The sequence below is a fragment of the Inhella crocodyli genome (assembly GCF_004004565.1).
Lineage (GTDB): Bacteria > Pseudomonadota > Gammaproteobacteria > Burkholderiales > Burkholderiaceae_C > Inhella > Inhella crocodyli.
Genome location: NZ_SACM01000001.1, coordinates 1,586,589 through 1,602,227, shown reverse-complemented (window position 1 = coordinate 1,602,227; position 15,639 = coordinate 1,586,589). Strand labels below are relative to the sequence as shown.

Sequence of the window (15,639 nt, the reverse complement as noted above, 5' to 3'; positions counted from 1 at the left end):
GGCGTCCAACCATCCCCCAATCCGTCAACGCCCGTAACGCAACAGCTTGCCGCTGTCGGTCAGTAGCCAGATCGCGCCGTCGGGGGCTTCGTCGACGTCGCGGATGCGCTCGCCCAGCTCCCCCAGCAGGCGTTCACGCGCCACCACGGTGTTGCCGCTGAGCACCAAGCGCCACAGGGCGGAGCCGGCCAAGGACCCCATCAGGACCTGGCCGCGCCATTCGGGAAACATGGTGCCGCTGTGGAAGATCAGGTTGCTGGGCGCGATGGAGGTGGGCACCCAGTGGGTGAGGGGTTCGACGTAGCCCGGCGCGTGCACGCCGCCGCCGATGCGGCAGGCCTCGCCGACGGGGTCGCCGTAGTTGCAGCCGTAGCTGCGCAGTGGCCAGCCGAAGTTGGCGCCGGCGCGGGCGATGTTGAGTTCGTCGCCGCCTTGGGGGCCGTGTTCGCTGACCCAGAGCTCGCCCGTGTCGGGGTGCAGGGCCGCCCCTTGCGGGTTGCGGTGCCCCAGACTCCAAACGCCCGGCAGCGCGGGCAGGGTCCAGCGCGGGTTGTCGCCGGGCAGGCTGCCGTCGCGCTGCAAACGCACCACCTTGCCCAGGGTCTGCTGCAGGTCCTGCGCTGGGTTGCCCAACTGGCGCTCACCCAGGGTGACGAACAAGGTCTTGTCGCGCGCGAACACCAGCCGCGACCCGAAATGGCCGCTGCCCCCGACCTTGGGCGATTGCCGAAAGATCACCTGCACCGGGCCCAGGGTGTTGCCACTCAGCAGGGCCCGGGCCACGGCGGTGCCGGCGTTGCCGCCGCTGCCGGGCTCGGCGTAGCTCCAGTAGATGTGGTTGCCACCCGCTTGCGCGAAGTCGGGGTCGACCGCCACGTCCAGCAGCCCGCCTTGGCCTGCGCTGGCCACGGCGGGCAGGCCCGTCACTTCGGTCTTGCTGCGGGCGTCGGCGCTCAAGACCCACAAGCGACCCGCGCGCTCGGTCAGCAGCCAGCGGCCGTCGGGCAGCCGAGCCAGGGCCCAGGGGTTGGCCAGGTCGCTGCGCAGCGTGGTGACGGTGGGGGTGGGGGCAGGCGCCGGCGGCGGGGTGGGCGCCGGGGGCGGGGGTGGGGCAGGGGCCGCCGGGGGCGCGCCGCCCCCGCCGCCACAGGCGGCCAGGAGCAGCGCTGCGACGGCCGCGATCCAAGCGGCGTGGGGACTGCGGAGTGGCATGGCGGCGATGCTAGGCAATCTCCCGCCGCCGCCTTGTGAGCACTGGTTTCCGCCATAGTCGGCCCCCATGCTGGACCGCTTGGAACACGCCAAGGCGCTGGTGATCGACGCGAACACCAACGCCCGCATGCTCGTCGTGTCGCACCTCAAAGAGCTGGGGGTGGGCACGGTGCGCGCCGTGACCAAGACGCGGGATGCGCGCCTGGCGCTGGAGGCGATGGCCTTCGACATCGTGGTCAGCGACAACGACTTCGGCAACGCCCAAGACAGCGGGCAACAGCTGCTGGACGAGTTGCGGCGCGAGCAGATCCTGCCGCCGTCCACCGTCTTCGTCATGGTCACCACCGACCGCAGCTACGCGGCCGTGGCCGGTGCGGCCGAGGCGGCGCTGGACGTCTACCTGATCAAGCCCTACACCTTCGACGCCTTCGCCGAGCGCTTGCAAAGCGCCCGCCGCCGCAAGCAGGTGCTCAAGCCGGTGTTCGACGCCATGGCCGCCGGCCAGCACGAGGAGGCGGCGCGGCTGTGCTTGGCCCGATTCCAGGCGCGTGAGGACTGCTGGCTGCACGCCGCGCGCATCGGGGCCGAGCTGCTGTTGCGCCTGCAGCGCGCCAGCGAGGCGCGGGCGCTGTACACGGCCATCATCGAGGCCAAGACCGTGCCCTGGGCCAAGCTCGGCGTGGCCTGCGCCGAGTACGCCGCGGGCCGCGCCCAGAACGCCAAGCAAAGCCTGCAGACCTTGGTGGGCGAGATGCCCAAGTACGCCGATGGCTGGGACGTGCTGGGGCGGGTCCACCTGGAAGAGGGGCAGCTCGAGCAGGCCCTGGCCACCTACCAACAGGCCATGGCCTTGACGCCCACCTGCTTGCTGCGCGCGCAGCGGGCCGGCACCCTGGCGTTCTACGTGGGCCAGCGCGACGAGGCGCTGCGCCTGCTCGGCTGGGCGGCCGAAAGCGGGTTGGACTCGCGCTTGTTCGATTACTACAGCCTGGTGCTGCTGGCCTTTTTGCACTTCGACGCCGGCCTGCGCGAACCCTTGCAGCAGGTGCTGGTGCGCTTCGAGGGCTGGCAGGCGCAGCAGGCCCAGTCGGCCCGGGTGCAGCGCCTGCACCTGGCGGTGCGCGCCCTCGTGGCCGGGCTGGCCGGACAGGGCGCCGAGGCGCAGGCCGATGCGGCCCGCCTGGCCCAGGCCCTGGACCTGCCCGACGCCGACCTGGAGGCGGCCTGCCTGTTCATCGCCGTGCGCCAGCGGCTCCTGCGCGTGGGCCTGCGCTTGCCCGACGACGACGCCTGCCTTCACCGCCTGGCGTTGCGCTACTGCGTCAACAAGGCCAGCACCGAGGTGCTGGTGGCCATGGCCGAGGCCGACGAGCCCGCCGTGGCCTTGGTGCGGCGCGCGCACGAGGAGGTGTTCCGCATCGCCGAGCAGGCGTTGACCTTGTCGCTCAAGCACCAGCCGACCGAGGCGGTGCGCCTGCTGGCCGAGCGCGGCCAGGCCACGCGCAACGCCAAGCTCATCGACATGGCCGGCTCGGTGTTGGAGCGGCACGCGAAGCGCATCGACGGCCCGGAGGCCTTGGCCGCGCAGGTGCAGGCGCTGCAAGAAACCTGGGTCTGGCCCATCAACGGCGCCCGCGGCCGGGCTGCCGCCGGTCAGCCGGTGACGGTGCCGCAGACCACGCGCGGGCCCTCGCTGGCGCCGCCGGAAGCGGCCGATCAGCCTGCGGGCTGAGCCAGCTTGTCTTGCGTGCGCAGCGCGAAGTCGCTGGCGTCGTGCCGCTCGTGCAACTGGTCGGCGGGCTCGCCGAAGAGGCGGTTGACCTTGCGCCCGCGCTGCACCGCCGGGCGCTGGGCGATGGCCTCGGCCCAGCGCCGCACGTGCGCGTACTCGTGCACGCTCAGGAACTCGCCCGCACCGTAAAGCAGGCCCTGCACCAGCTGGCCGTACCAAGGCCAGGTGGCCATGTCGGCCACGGTGTAGGCCTCGCCTGCCAGGTAGGGGCGCTCGGCCAGCAGGCGGTTGAGCACGTCGAGCTGGCGCTTGACCTCCATCGCGTAGCGGTTAATCGGGTACTCCTGCTTGGTGGGCGCGTAGGCGTAGAAGTGCCCGAAGCCGCCACCCAGGAAGGGCGCGCTGCCCATTTGCCAAAAGAGCCAGCTCAAGGTCTCCGCGCGCGCCGCGCCCTCGGTGGGCAGGAAGGCATTGCCGAACTTTTCGGCCAGGTAGACCAGGATGGCGCCCGACTCGAACACGCGCACGGGCTCGGGGCCGCTGCGGTCCACCAGCGCCGGGATCTTGGAGTTGGGGTTGGCGGCCACGAAGCCGCTGCCGAACTGCTCGCCCTGGCCGATGCGGATGGGCCAGGCGTCGTACTCGGCGCCGGCGTGGCCCAGGGCCAGCAGCTCTTCCAGCATCACCGTGACCTTCACGCCGTTGGGCGTGGCCAGCGAGTACAGCTGCAGCGGGTGCTGCCCCACCGGCAGTGCCTGTTCGTGCGTGGCGCCGGCGGTGGGGCGGTTGATGTTGGCGAACTGGCCGCCGCTGGCTTGGTCCCAGGTCCAGACCTTGGGTGGGGTGTAGGGCGGGGTGTCGGACATGCAGGGTCGGCAAGGATGCAAAACCCGCACGTTAGCCCTTGCGCGCTGCCCCCTGGGGGCAAGGGGCCTCGAACACCTGGCGCCTGGCTGCCCCGTCACAAGGGCGTGGCGGCGGGCGTGTTGGGCACGAACACGAGCAGGTCGTAGCTGCCGATCACACGTTGCACCTCGGCGGGCAGGTGCGCCCAGCGCTTGGGGCGCAAGCGCCAGGTGCGCAAATCGAACAGCGTCGGTTGTTGCGCGTCCACCCACGGCGCCAGAAAGCGCCAGTCGCCTTCTTGCAGCCAGCCGTCGCAAGGCTGGGGACTGCCGCCGTGCACGGCGCCTTGGCTGCCCGGCCCGCACAGGAGCAGCACGGTCAGCACGGCTTGCTCGCGTGCGGCGGCCATCTCCGTGACGAAGCCGCCCAGGCTTTGCACGCCGGTGGGGCTGGCGCCGCGGAAGCCGTGGTACGCCCCCACTTTGAGCATGACCTTGGGGGCACGCTGTCGCTGGGCCTCGGCCTGTCGAAGCAGCGCGACGAAGCGCTGCTTCATGGCCTGCTCGCGCTGCTGGTTGGCGGTCCAGGGTTCGCCCTCGTCGCCGGTGAATGGGCCGTAAATGGCGCGGGACTCCGCCAGGGCGCTGAGCAGCGCGCGGGCGGCAGAGCGCGGCGCGCTGCGGGCGGCCTCGGTCTGCATCGCGGCCAGCGGCACGCGGCCCAGCCATTGCGGGTCGGCCTCGGCCTCGCGCACCCAATGCACCAGCGTCGCGCGGCTTGTGGGATGCAGCCCGGCACGCGGCTGGACCAACAGGTCGCGCAGCAACCACGGCGCGCTCCCGATGAAGACCTGGTCCAGGCCCCACAGCGAGCCCGTGCGCAACACCGCCTCGGCCAGCGCCGCCTCTTCTTGCCAACCCACGAAAGGCACCGCTTGCGCGCCCCCGCGCGGCACCAGAAAGGCGCGCCAGGCCGGCATCCCGCCTCGGCGCAGCGAGGACGCCAGCGCCGCGCTCACCCAGGGGTCGGTTTCGAGGGCGGCATGGGTGTAGCCCTGCGTCGCCAGGTCGGCCCACAGGGCTTGGGCCAGCCGGGCGATGCCCGCGTTGCCGTGCTGCTCGCCCAGCAGCACGTGCTGGGCGGCGCCAGCCAGTTGCCGCCAGCGCTCGGCGCCGGGTCCCTGCACACGGCCTCCCTCCATGAGGAGGGCCAGGCGCGAGTGGGCCACGAGGGCTTCGAGCAAGGCCGCAGGCGGTGTCCCTGGCGCCGCCGTGGGGGGGCTGGGCGGCTCTGGCAGGCCGGCAGCGCCCGCGCTCTGCAGCGCCATTGCCGCCAGGAGCACGAGCAGGGGTCGGGTCAGGTGCTTCATTGCGGCTGGCGATGCTGCTGGCGCACGCGCTGGACGCAGGCGTCGATCTCTTTCCCGATTTGTTCCAGCCGGGTGTGGGCCTCCTTCATGAGGGCCTGGTCGCGCGCCCATTGGGCGTCGGACGACTTGGGCCCGGGCGGCAGGGGCGGCAGCGCCTTGCGGCGTGCCATCAACTCGCGTTCCAGCCGGACCAGCCGAGCGTCGAGTTCGGCCTGGCAGGCCGGCGGCAGGTGGCCGGACTCGACAGCCGGCGCCCCAGCGCCGATGGCGACGCCGCCCATGAAAGCCGCTGCGGCCAGGCAGCACAAGGCCTTGACGACGGCCCGAACGGTGCGCGGCGACCTCATGCGGCCCCCGGGGCGAAGCGCCAGCACTGGGCCGACTCGGTGCCCACGGCGTCCGATGCGCTGGTGAAGCCCCCCATCACCACGATGGCCTCGTCCACGACGACGGCCGCCAACCCATGTGCGCTGAACGGCATGCCGGCGAGCTCGGTCCAGGAGTCGGTGGCGGGGTCGAGGCGGCTGACGGCGTTGCGAACGCCGCCAGGCGTGCTTTCGCCCCCGAGCACGTAAACCTTGCCGCCCAGCGCCACGGCCGCGGCGCCGGATCGGGCCTGGGGCAGGTCGGGGCCTGCGCGCCAGGTGTTGGTGGCGGGGTCGTAAACCTCCACGCTGGCCAGGCTGGTTTGGTCACTGGCGCGGATGCCGGGGGCGCGGCCCCCGATGACGTACAGCTTGCCATCGACCACCGCGGCCGCGGCGGCGTTGCGGCGCGTGGCCAGGGGCGCCGCCGCGGACCACGTGCTGGTGGCCGGGTCGTACACGTCGTGCGTGTCGACGGAGTTGCTGGCGGTGTTGCTGTAGTTCCAGCCGCCCACCAAATGCAGGCGGCCGTTGAGCACCGCTGCGGCGGACGCGAAGCGAATGGCGGGCGAGGCGGGGGCGGAGGCCCAGGCACCCAGCGCCGCGTCCAGCACTTGGTGCGCGGTGCGGGCCTCGCCACCGATGGCGTGCACCCGCCCGCCCACCGCGAGCACGGCGACGTTGTCGGTGCCGGAGATCAGGCTGGGGCCGTTGCTCCAGGCGTTGCTGGCGACGTCGTAAACGAGCACCGACCGCAGGGTGTCGTAGCCCCCCGCAGCGACCACCTTGCCGGCGATGGCGCCGGCCCCGAACTTGGCGCGGCCGGCAGGCAGGTCGGCCAGCCGGGTCCAGCCCGCGGGGGGCGCGGGCGGCGGGACGGGCGGCGGCGGCGCGGGCGGCACGGTCTCGGCCAGCGCGCCGCCCCCCCCACCGCCGCAGGCAACCAACAAGGCGGAAGAAAGGGCAGAAGACAGGGTCAGCAGGGATTGGCGTCGGGTCGTCATGGGGCCTCCTGAGGCGCCCTCCGGCCCAGCGCCCGGGGTGGGGCCGGCGTCGCCTGGAGGGCTTGGCGGCCGCAGTGGACGGTCGCTGCACCGCGGCGGCAAGAGGCGGGCGCTCCGATTCCGATCCAAGCCCGATCTAAAAAAGATTCACCAATGGTGACAAGGACTTGGCGCGCCTCTGGCGGCGTCAGCGAACGCGAAAAATGTCGGCCACGTTGGTGTCGGCGAGCTCGACCCAGAGCGTGCCGTCGGTGGCGATCGCGAAGCGGGCGCGCTCCGGGAAGGTGCCGACAGGGTGGTCGCCCAGCGCATGGCTGGCGCTGCCGTCCCAAGGCAGCAAGCGCCAGCGCTCGCGGTCGCCGCGCACCAAGGCCACCACCCCGCGAGGGCTCCATTGCCAGTCCAGCAGGCTCTCGCCGTGGCGCGCGGGGACCAGTTCCCGCTCTTGACCCGCCTGCGGGCCGGTGGCACTGCGCCAGCGCAGTCGGTCGCTCCCGCGGGTTTGGTACACGAAACCGCTGCTGTCGGCGGCCCATTGCAGCGCCCGTCCAGGCTCGTGCTCGGTGGGCTCGGGCTGCCCGGCACCGCCCTTGGCCGGGAAGCGCCACAACTGCCAGCGGCCGCCGCGGTCGCTGACGGTCCACAGCTCTGGGCGGGTCGGGTGCCACTGCGGGCTGCCATAGCCGGCGGCGTCGGCCGCCACCGGTGCCAGGCCTTGCCCGTCGGCACCGATGCGGCACAGCCCCACCCGCCGGCCCGGGCCGCAAGCGCCCACAAACGCCAGTTGACGGCCGTCGGGCGACCAGGCCGGGGCCTCCGACTGTCCTCCCAGGTCGGCAAGGGCACGGGCCTGGCTGCCGTCGGCGTGGGCCACCCACAAGGCCAGGCTGCCGCTGCGCCGCGACACGAAGGCCACGCGCTCGCCGCGCGGGTCCGGACGCGGCCAACGGTCGGAGGCGATCGACTGCATGGCGCGACGTGGCAAGGCGTCAAACCGGCCTTGGGCCAGGCTGACGTGGCTGCGCATCAGCGCGTAGACCAAGCTGCCGTCGCTGGCCCGGGAGGGCGCACTGCCCTCCAGGCCCAGCGGCACGACGCGGCCGTCGTGTCGCTGCCAGCGTTGCAGCACCCGCAGGTCTTGCACGGTGGTGGACAGCACCAGGTCCTGCCCATCGGGCGCATGGGCCAGGCCGTGCACGTGGTGCAGCCGGAGCTGGGTGAGGCGGCGTGGTTCACCCTCCAGCGTGGTTTCGTACACGTCGCGCGTGCCATCGGCGGGGTCTTGGCGCACGAACGCAATGTGGCGACCGTCGGGCGACCAACTGGGCTGGTGGTCGGCCATGGCTCCCGGCGCGGCAGTGGTCAATCGGCGGGGCGTGCCGCCCTGCGGCGACATCAAAAACAGCCCGCCGGCGCCGTCCTGTTCGCCGCTGTAAACCAGCCAGCGTCCATCGGGCGACCACGCGAGCGTGGCGGTGTACAGGGGGGCGCAACGGCCAAGGCGCTGGCGCTCCTTCGTGGCGCGACCGTCGGTGCCCAGGTCCTGGCGCCACAGGGCGCAACTGCCATCGGCTTGCATGGCCGCGAAGGCCAGGGCGTGGCCATCGGGTGCCCACGCCAAGCCGTGCACGTCGCCCGCACCGTGCGACACCGGGCGGGGCGGCGAGGCAGGGCGCCCACCCGACGCGAGGTCGCGCAAGTGCAACTCGCCGACGCCTTGTCCCCGCCACCAGGCGAAAGCCAGGTGCCGACCGTCGGGCGACTGGGCGGCCAGGTACTCGACGCCTTCCTCTTGGGACAGCGCCTCCGGCGCGCTCAAAGGCGACACCGAGCGTGGCCCATCAGGCGCAGCGCTGGGTCGCGATCCGGCCCACCATGCGGCAGCGGCCAGCAACAAGGCGCCACCCAGGCCGGTGGCGATCCATCGCGAGCGCCGCGGTGAGTCGGGCGAACCCGAAACATGGGCTGCGTCGACGCCCAGGTCTGTGGACGGGCTGCGCGGCCCACCGGCCGGTGCATCGTGCGTTGGCTCGCGCGCGATGGGGTGGGACACCGGCGCCACGAGGCGGTAGCCCTTCTTGGCGATCGTCTCCAAATAGCGCGGGGTGTCGGGGTCGTCGCCCAAGGCCTGGCGGATCGTCCATACCGCGGTGTTGATGGCCTTCGGGGCGACGAACTGGTTGCCGTCCCAGACCTCGTTGACGATGTCTTCGCGTGCCACGGTGCGACCTTCGTGCCGCGCCAGCATCACCAGCAAGGCCATGGCCTTGTGGCGCAAGGGGCGCACCTCGGCGTCGCGCACCAAGCGGTTGCCACTGACATCGACCCACCAGTCGCCCAGTTGGAAGCCGTCTTGCCAGGGGTCCTGGGAGGGGTGGGGCGGGGGCGGCAAGGGGCGTGGGCTTGAGAGGCGAAGGGCTGAAGATCCTAGCGGTGCCATGGCGCTTGCCGACCGGGGCCAAGCGGCATACGCTGGCTCCAACCACGCCGCGAGGAGCGCCCATGAAGGAGCTGACCCAGATCCGCACCCTGGCCCTGTTGGGGCCGGCGGGCGCCGGCAAAACCACCTTGGCGGAGGCGCTGCTGCAGGCCGCGGGGGCGATTGCCCAGGCGGGCAGTGTCGAGAAGGGCAACACCGTCAGCGACCACGACCCCTTGGAGCGCCGCGCGCAGCACTCTTTGCAGAGCAGCCTCTTGCACTTCGAGCACGCTGGGCTGCGCGTGCACCTGATCGACACCCCTGGCAGCCCCGACTTCGTTGGGCAAGCCCTGCCGGCTTTGGAAGCGGTGGAGACCGCCGTCGTGCTCGTCGACGCCCAGCGCGGCATCGACCCCATGGTGCAGCGGGCCATGGACGCGGCGGCCGCGCGCGGCCGCGACCGCGTGATCGTGGTCAACAAGATCGACGCCCCTGGCGTGGACTTGCCCGCCCTGCTGGCGCAGTTGCAAGCGCAGTTCGGCAAGGAATGCCTGCCGCTGAACCTGCCGCACGCGGGGGGCGTTCAAGACTGCTTTTTTGCCAGCAGCGGTGGCAGCGACTTTGGCAGCGTGGAGGCGGCGCACCGCGCGCTTGTGGAGCAGGTGGTGGAGGTGGACGCCGCCTTCGTCGACCGGTACCTGAACGACGGCGACGTGCCGGCCACCGAGTTGCACGCGCCGCTGGAACAGGCGCTGCGCGAGGGGCACCTGGTGCCCGTGCTGTTCACCGCGGCCAAGGCCGGGGTGGGCGTGGCCGAGCTGTTGACCGTCATCGACAAGCTGCTGCCCAACCCCCTGGAGGCCAACCCGCCGGCCTTCCTGCGCGGCGAGGGCGCCGAGGCGCAGCCCGTGACGGTGCAGATCGACCCGACCCAGCACGTGCTGGCCCATGTGTTTCAGGTGCGGGCCGACCCCTTCCTCGGCAAGATGGGCTTCGTGCGGGTGCACCAGGGCACGCTGCGCAAGAACATGACGCTCTACGTGGGCCACGGCCGCAAGCCGGTGCGCGTCGGTCACCTGTTCTTGCTGCAAGGCAAAGCCCAAGTGCCGCTGGACCAAGCCCTGCCCGGCGACCTGTGCGCCGTGGCCAAACTGGACGAGCTGCACCCCGACGCCGTGCTGCACGACCTGGCCGAGGACGAGCACCTGCACCTGGCTCCACTGGCCGTGCCCACGCCGGTGCACGGCCTGGCCTTGGCGCCCACGCGCCATGGCGACGAACAGCGCCTGTGGGACGTGATGCACCGCCTGGTGGAAGAAGACCCCTGCCTCAAGCTGGAGCAAGACGCCCAGACCCACGAGACCCTGGTGTACGGCTTGGGCGAGCTGCACCTGCGCATGCTGCTGGAGCGCCTGAAGGAGAACTTCAAGTTCGAGGTCAAAACCAGCCCGCCGCGCATCGCCTACCGCGAGACCATCAGCACGCACGCCGAGGGGCACCACCGGCACAAGAAGCAGTCGGGCGGGGCCGGGCAGTTCGGCGAAGTGTGGCTCAAGATCGACCCGCTGCCCCGTGGCGCTGGGGTCGAGTTTGTCGACGCCGTGAAGGGCGGTGTCATCCCCACGGCCTTCATCCCCGCGGTCGAGAAGGGCGTGCGCGAGGCCTGCGCGCAGGGCGTGATCGCCGGCTACCCGCTGGTGGACCTGAAGGTGACCGTGTTCGACGGCAAGCACCACAGCGTGGACAGCAAGGAGATCGCCTTCGTGACCGCCGCCAAGAAGGCGCTGCAGGCGGCGGTGCGCGAGGCGCGTGCCGTGGTGCTGGAGCCCATCGTGCAGGTGGAGGTGCTGACGCCCGAGGGCGCCGTGGGCGACGTGAGTGGCGACCTGGCCAGCCACCGCGGGCAGGTGACGGGCACGCGCACCGCGGTGCCGGGGCAGTTGGTGGTGCAGGGCCTGGCCCCGCTGGCCGAGCTGGCGAACTTCCAAACGCGGCTCAACGCGATGACCAGCGGGCAGGCCCGCTACACGCTGAGCCTGAGCCACCACGACCCCGTGCCGCCCAACACCCAGGCCGCGCTGGCCGCGGCCTACCAGGTGCAGGACGAGGACTGATCAGCTCTTCTTCTTGCCCTTGGCCGCCGGCGCAGGCGGCGCGGCCTCGCCCTTGGGCGGCTGGTCGCCGAGCACGCTCTTGAGCGGGCAGACCTTGAAGGCAGGGCACTTGGCGCAACCGGCGACCACGGCAATGGGGCAAATCGTCATGGGGAGGTCCCGGCGTTGACTGTGGGGCCAGTATGCGTGGCACTGGGGGACAGCACCACCCGGTTTCTCCCGCCTGCCTTGGCGGCGTAGAGCGCCTGGTCGGCGGCGCGCAGCCAGGCGTTCACGTCCTGGCCCGGTTGCAGGGGGGCGGCGCCCACGCTGGCCGTCACCGGGCGGTCGGGCAGCCACGCGGCGGCGGCGATCTGGGCGCGCAGGGCCTCGGCCAAGGTCAGGGCCTCGGGCACGGGCGTGTCGGGCATCAAGAGCACGAACTCCTCGCCGCCGGTGCGGAACAGGGTGTCGGTGCGGCGCATGCGCGCCTGCACCAGGCCCACCAGGCCTTGCAGCACACGGTCGCCGGCGTCGTGGCCCAGGGTGTCGTTGACGGTCTTGAAATGGTCCAGGTCCAGCACCAGCAGGGTCGCGGGGTGGGCGTGGCGGCGCTGCCGGTCCACGGCGGCGGCCAACTGCGTCGTCATCTCGCGGCGGTTGTAGGCGCCGGTCAGGGCGTCGCGCGTGGCCTCGAAGGCCAGGCGCTCTTGCAGGCGGGCCAGCGCCGACAGGATCAGGTTCATCACCCCGACCAAGGCGCCCAGCGTGAGCGCGAAGCGCAGGGCCACGTCGCCGCCAATCAAGTCCCAGGCGCGCCAGACGCCCACCGCCAGCATCAAGCCGACGCACGCATTGGCCACGCTGCGCCGCAAGCTGAAGTAGAAAAACAGCGCTGCGGGGAAGGCCCAAAACAGACCGGTCGGTCCGCGCTTTTCCACCACCAGCCACATCGCGGCCAGGCCTGGCAGTAGCAGCAGAGCAAAGGACACCGGCGCCGGCCGGCCACGCCCCACCGCCCACAGGTTCAGGCCCAGGCAGGCGCACAGCACGGCCACGATCGACGCCTGCAGCACGCGCCCTTCCCACAGGTTCAGGGCCACCAGCGGCAACAGAAAGGCCAAGCCGCAACGGAAGAGCAGCGGCTGGGTGCGCTCGCGCGACTCGGCCAGGGGGTCGGCAGGGGCGGACGCGGCGGTGGACGGGGTGGGCGGGGTCGGCGCCATGCGCTCAGCTTAGGGCCGTCGGCGCGGCCGCGAAACAATGGCAGCCATGCACCCCATGGAAACACGCCCGCCGGTCTTGGTGTTCGACCTCGATGGCACCCTGAGCGACCCGGCCGAGGGCATCGGCAAGAGCTTCGATTTCGCCTTGGCGCGCCACGGGCACCCGCCACTGCGGCCGGACCAGCGCTCGTTCGTCATCGGCCCGCCGCTGGACGTGTCCTTCCGCGCCCTGACCGGCATCGACGAGGCCGCCCACATCGCCGAGCTCGTCGCCGCCTACCGCGAGCGCTACAAGGCGGTGGGTTACGCCGAGAACGTGGTCTACCCCGGCATCCCCGAGGCCTTGGCGGGCCTGCGCGCGGCCGGCCGGCGCTTGGGGGTGTGCAGCTCCAAGCGGGTGGACTTTTGCGAAATGATCTTGGCGCTGTTCGGCCTGCGCCAGCACTTCGAATTCGTCAGCGGCGGCGACGTGGGCATTCCCAAGGCCCAGCAGTTGGGCGAGTTGCTGGCCCAGGGCGCGATCGATGGCCGCGCCACCATGATCGGCGACCGCGCCGTGGACGTGGTCGCCGCGCAGGCCCATGGCCTGGCCTCGGTGGGCGTGCTGTGGGGCCACGGCTCGCAGGACGAGCTGGTGTCTGCGGGGGCGCAGCGCCTGCTGGCCGCACCCGCGGACCTGATGGGCTTGGCCTGAGCCGGACAATCGCCCGATGACGACCCCCGCCGCCTCCAAAGACCCGCTGCATGGCCTGACCTTGGCCCGCATGCTGGAGGACTTGGTGGATTACTACGGCTGGGACGGCCTGGCCGAGCGCATCGCGCTGCGGTGCTTCGCCGTCGATCCCAGCATCAACTCCAGCCTCAAGATGCTGCGCAAGACGCCTTGGGCGCGCGCCAAGGTGGAAAGCCTTTACTTGTTCACGCTGCGCGAGTCCCGGCGCCAGCAGGCCCGCGACTAAACTGCGCGCCGAGTCATTGGGGAGTAGCCGCCCGGCCGCGCGATGCGCACCGGGGTCTTCGCCAACACACTGGGTCCGCAGACCCTGGCGCAGGCAGCTCGGGGTGGAAGCCCTGGCCTGGCAAGACCTTTGACCACATGCCGCCGGTGAGGACCGGGCGGCGCGTGGTCATTGCGTCCGCAGGTCCTTGGAGTGTTCGGTCATGGAAGCTTTTCTTGTCTCCACCGGGGTCGTGGCCCTGGGTGAAATGGGGGACAAAACCCAACTGCTGGCCATCGTGCTGGCCGCCAAGTACCGCAAGCCCTGGCCCATCGTGGCCGGCATCTTGCTGGCCACCGTGTTGAACCACGCGCTGGCCGGTGCCGTGGGTGCCTGGGTGGCCCACGCCCTCGGGCCCGAGCTGCTGCGCTGGGTGCTGGGCGGCTCCTTCTTGGCCATGGCCGTGTGGATGCTGGTGCCCGACCAGGTCGACGACGAGGTGCCCGGCAGCGACCGCCATTGGGGCGTGTTCTTCACCACCGTGCTGGCGTTCTTCCTGGCCGAGATGGGCGACAAGACGCAGATCGCCACCGTGGCACTGGCGGCCCGTTACCCCGAGTGGTGGGCCGTGGTGGCGGGCACCACCCTGGGCATGATGCTCGCCAACGTGCCGGCCGTCTTCATGGGCGAGGCCATCGCGCGCAAGTTGTCGATGAAGCTGGTGCACGCCATCGCCGCGGGCATCTTTGCGGTGGTGGGCGGGGTCACGCTGGTGGGCGGCTTGCCGTGGTGATGGGGGCCACGCGGGCGCGGTGGCTGCCGGCCCTGCTGGTGTTCGGTGTGCCTTTGGCCGCCTTGGCACTGGGCCACGCGCCCTGGCGCGCGGTGCAGATGGCGTGGCTGCTGTCGCCCGCGTGGGTGCTGTGGTGCTGGCCCCTGTCGCGGGGCCGCGGGCTCCGCGCCTGGGCCGTGGGCCTGTGGTTGAGCAGCTTCGTGCTGGATGCCTGGTTGCGCGCTTACCTGCTGCGCTTCTACGGCGCCGCGCCCGACAGCAGCGTCGTGCTGACGGCGGTGGCCAACGCCACGGGCGAGGAGACGGCCGAGTACCTGCGCGCCCACGCTTGGCAGGCAGGGCCGTGGCTGCTCGGCGCTCTGGGGTCGGTGGCGGCCGTGGTGCTGGGCTTGCGCGGGACGCCGCCCGTCGCCCCTCAGTCGCGCACTTGGCTGGTGGCCTTGCTGGTGCTGGCCCTGCTGCCGGTGACCCTCAAGCCATCTCGCCGTTGGCTGCCCACGGTCTTTTGGGCGCATTGGGCCGCCGAGGTGGCGGGCCTGCAGGGCGACTGGCAGCGTTTGGAGGGCGCGCGGGAGGCTTGGCACCGTCACGCGCTGTCCACGGTTCAGGTGACGCGCGACGGCCCCGCCACCGTGGTGGTGGTGCTGACCGACAGCGTCAACCGCGACAACTTGCAGCTCTACGGTTACCCCCGTGCCACCACGCCCACCCTGCTGGCGCAGCAGGTGCGGTGGGGCGCGCAATGGGCGCGGGTGCAGGAGGCTTGGTCCACCGAGGCCAGCACGGTGCCGGCCCTGGAGGCCATGTGGCGCACAGGCTCCCAAGGCGAGCAGCACCTGCTGGCCTTGGCACGCGCTGCCGGCTACAAGGTCTGGTGGGTCAGCAACCACGACGACCTGGCCGTGAAGAACCAGCACGGCCGCATGGCCGATGAACTGCGGCTGTTGAACCGCGTGCCCGGCCGCAGCACCCGCGCCTTGGACGACGTGGTTCTGCCCGCCTTGGACGCCGCCCTGGCCGACCCGTCGCCGCGCAAGCTGGTGGTGCTGCACCTGCTGGGCGCGCACCAGCATTACCACCTGCGCTTCCCGGTGGGCCAAGGCCTGTTCGATGAATCCGACGACGCGGTGAACTGCCAGCTTCGTGCCTGGCGCCGACCGGCGTGGCTGCGTGCGCAGCGCGACGACTACGACGCGGCCGTGCGCTTTCACGAGGGCGTGGTGGCGGCCAGCTTGGAAGCGACCGCGCGGGCGGCTGGCGCGTCGGGCCGTGCCACTTGGCTGTACGTGTCGGACCACGGCCAGGAGGTGGGGCACACCACGAACCACGCCGGCCACAGCCCGGGAACGGCCTCGGGGTACCGCATCCCCTTGCTGCTGTGGCGCAGCGCCGACCAGGGGCCATGGCCAAATGGGCTGGGCGAGCGGCCGTTTCGCTCCGATTGGTGGGCCCCCTTGATGGCCGATGTGCTGGGCCTGGCCTGGCGCGGTCGCGTCGGGGCGCAGAGCCTGCTCAGCGCGGATTACCTCTGGCAGCCACCGCCGAAGTGGGACGATTGGGCGCGCACCGCGCCATCGCCTTGGACGCCCGCCTGCCAAGTCGCCGTCGGCCCCTGACCTCAGCGGCCTTGCGCCGCGTCAAG

Annotated in this window: 14 protein-coding genes and 1 riboswitch; of the genes, 6 read left to right on the top strand and 8 right to left on the bottom strand. The window is 71.9% G+C overall.

The features are described 5' to 3' along the window. Positions 1-24 precede the first annotated feature (24 nt). Positions 25-1,212 (bottom strand): PQQ-dependent sugar dehydrogenase, encoded by a 1,188-nt coding sequence (locus EOD73_RS07455; RefSeq protein WP_127682251.1) that lies wholly within the window; start codon positions 1,210-1,212, stop codon positions 25-27. A gap of 67 nt (positions 1,213-1,279) precedes the next feature. Here EOD73_RS07455 and EOD73_RS07450 point away from each other — a divergent pair, with 67 nt between their 5' ends. Further along, the gene (locus EOD73_RS07450) at positions 1,280-2,944 is read left to right on the top strand and encodes a response regulator (RefSeq protein ID WP_127682250.1); all 1,665 of its coding nucleotides are present in this window, start codon (positions 1,280-1,282) and stop codon (positions 2,942-2,944) included. Here EOD73_RS07450 and yghU read toward each other — a convergent pair. The 5 genes from yghU to EOD73_RS07425 all read right to left on the bottom strand — a co-directional run bounded on the left by yghU (position 2,929) and on the right by EOD73_RS07425 (position 8,920). Beyond that, positions 2,929-3,810 (bottom strand): glutathione-dependent disulfide-bond oxidoreductase, encoded by an 882-nt coding sequence (yghU, locus tag EOD73_RS07445; protein WP_127682249.1) that lies wholly within the window; start codon positions 3,808-3,810, stop codon positions 2,929-2,931. The genes EOD73_RS07450 and yghU overlap by 16 nt on opposite strands. A 95-nt stretch (positions 3,811-3,905) precedes the next feature. Beyond that, the gene (locus EOD73_RS07440) at positions 3,906-5,159 is read right to left on the bottom strand and encodes a hypothetical protein (RefSeq protein ID WP_127682248.1); all 1,254 of its coding nucleotides are present in this window, start codon (positions 5,157-5,159) and stop codon (positions 3,906-3,908) included. Further along, entirely contained in the window at positions 5,156-5,506 is a 351-nt protein-coding gene (locus EOD73_RS07435) for a hypothetical protein (RefSeq protein WP_127682247.1), read from the bottom strand. The genes EOD73_RS07440 and EOD73_RS07435 overlap by 4 nt, the downstream gene beginning before the upstream one ends. Beyond that, a complete protein-coding gene (locus tag EOD73_RS07430; RefSeq protein ID WP_127682246.1) occupies positions 5,503-6,528 on the bottom strand; it encodes a Kelch repeat-containing protein in 1,026 nt (341 codons plus the stop codon). The genes EOD73_RS07435 and EOD73_RS07430 overlap by 4 nt, the downstream gene beginning before the upstream one ends. Before the next feature lie 187 nt (positions 6,529-6,715). Further along, positions 6,716-8,920 (bottom strand): winged helix-turn-helix domain-containing protein, encoded by a 2,205-nt coding sequence (locus EOD73_RS07425; protein ID WP_164845975.1) that lies wholly within the window; start codon positions 8,918-8,920, stop codon positions 6,716-6,718. A 110-nt stretch (positions 8,921-9,030) separates the two neighbouring features. Between EOD73_RS07425 and fusA the strand changes: the two genes are divergently transcribed. Then, the gene (gene fusA / locus EOD73_RS07420) at positions 9,031-11,061 is read left to right on the top strand and encodes an elongation factor G (RefSeq protein WP_127682244.1); all 2,031 of its coding nucleotides are present in this window, start codon (positions 9,031-9,033) and stop codon (positions 11,059-11,061) included. Here fusA and EOD73_RS17535 read toward each other — a convergent pair whose 3' ends face one another. Both EOD73_RS17535 and EOD73_RS07415 read right to left on the bottom strand, forming a co-directional pair. Then, complete coding sequence (locus EOD73_RS17535; RefSeq protein ID WP_164845974.1) at positions 11,062-11,211, bottom strand: hypothetical protein; 150 nt, start codon at positions 11,209-11,211, stop codon at positions 11,062-11,064. Then, positions 11,208-12,266 carry a GGDEF domain-containing protein gene (locus tag EOD73_RS07415; RefSeq protein ID WP_127682243.1) on the bottom strand — a complete coding sequence of 353 codons (1,059 nt, stop codon included), beginning with the start codon at positions 12,264-12,266 and terminating at the stop codon, positions 11,208-11,210. Before EOD73_RS07415 ends, EOD73_RS17535 begins: the two co-directional genes overlap by 4 nt. A 46-nt stretch (positions 12,267-12,312) precedes the next feature. On the opposite strand from EOD73_RS07415, the gene EOD73_RS07410 reads away from it, so the two are divergent. The 4 genes from EOD73_RS07410 to EOD73_RS07395 all read left to right on the top strand — a co-directional run bounded on the left by EOD73_RS07410 (position 12,313) and on the right by EOD73_RS07395 (position 15,613). Then, positions 12,313-12,960, top strand: a complete 648-nt coding sequence (locus EOD73_RS07410) for an HAD hydrolase-like protein (RefSeq protein WP_205702416.1) — start codon at positions 12,313-12,315, stop codon at positions 12,958-12,960. Between the two features lie 16 nt (positions 12,961-12,976). Next, positions 12,977-13,225: a VF530 family protein gene (locus EOD73_RS07405; RefSeq protein ID WP_127682241.1), complete on the top strand. Its 249-nt coding sequence runs from the start codon at positions 12,977-12,979 to the stop codon at positions 13,223-13,225. 6 nt (positions 13,226-13,231) lie between these two features. Next, positions 13,232-13,367: riboswitch (yybP-ykoY riboswitch) on the top strand. A 60-nt stretch (positions 13,368-13,427) separates the two neighbouring features. Continuing rightward, positions 13,428-13,997, top strand: a complete 570-nt coding sequence (locus EOD73_RS07400; protein ID WP_127682240.1) for a TMEM165/GDT1 family protein — start codon at positions 13,428-13,430, stop codon at positions 13,995-13,997. Then, complete coding sequence (locus EOD73_RS07395) at positions 13,997-15,613, top strand: sulfatase-like hydrolase/transferase (RefSeq protein ID WP_127682239.1); 1,617 nt, start codon at positions 13,997-13,999, stop codon at positions 15,611-15,613. Before EOD73_RS07400 ends, EOD73_RS07395 begins: the two co-directional genes overlap by 1 nt. Positions 15,614-15,639: the final 26 nt, after the last annotated feature.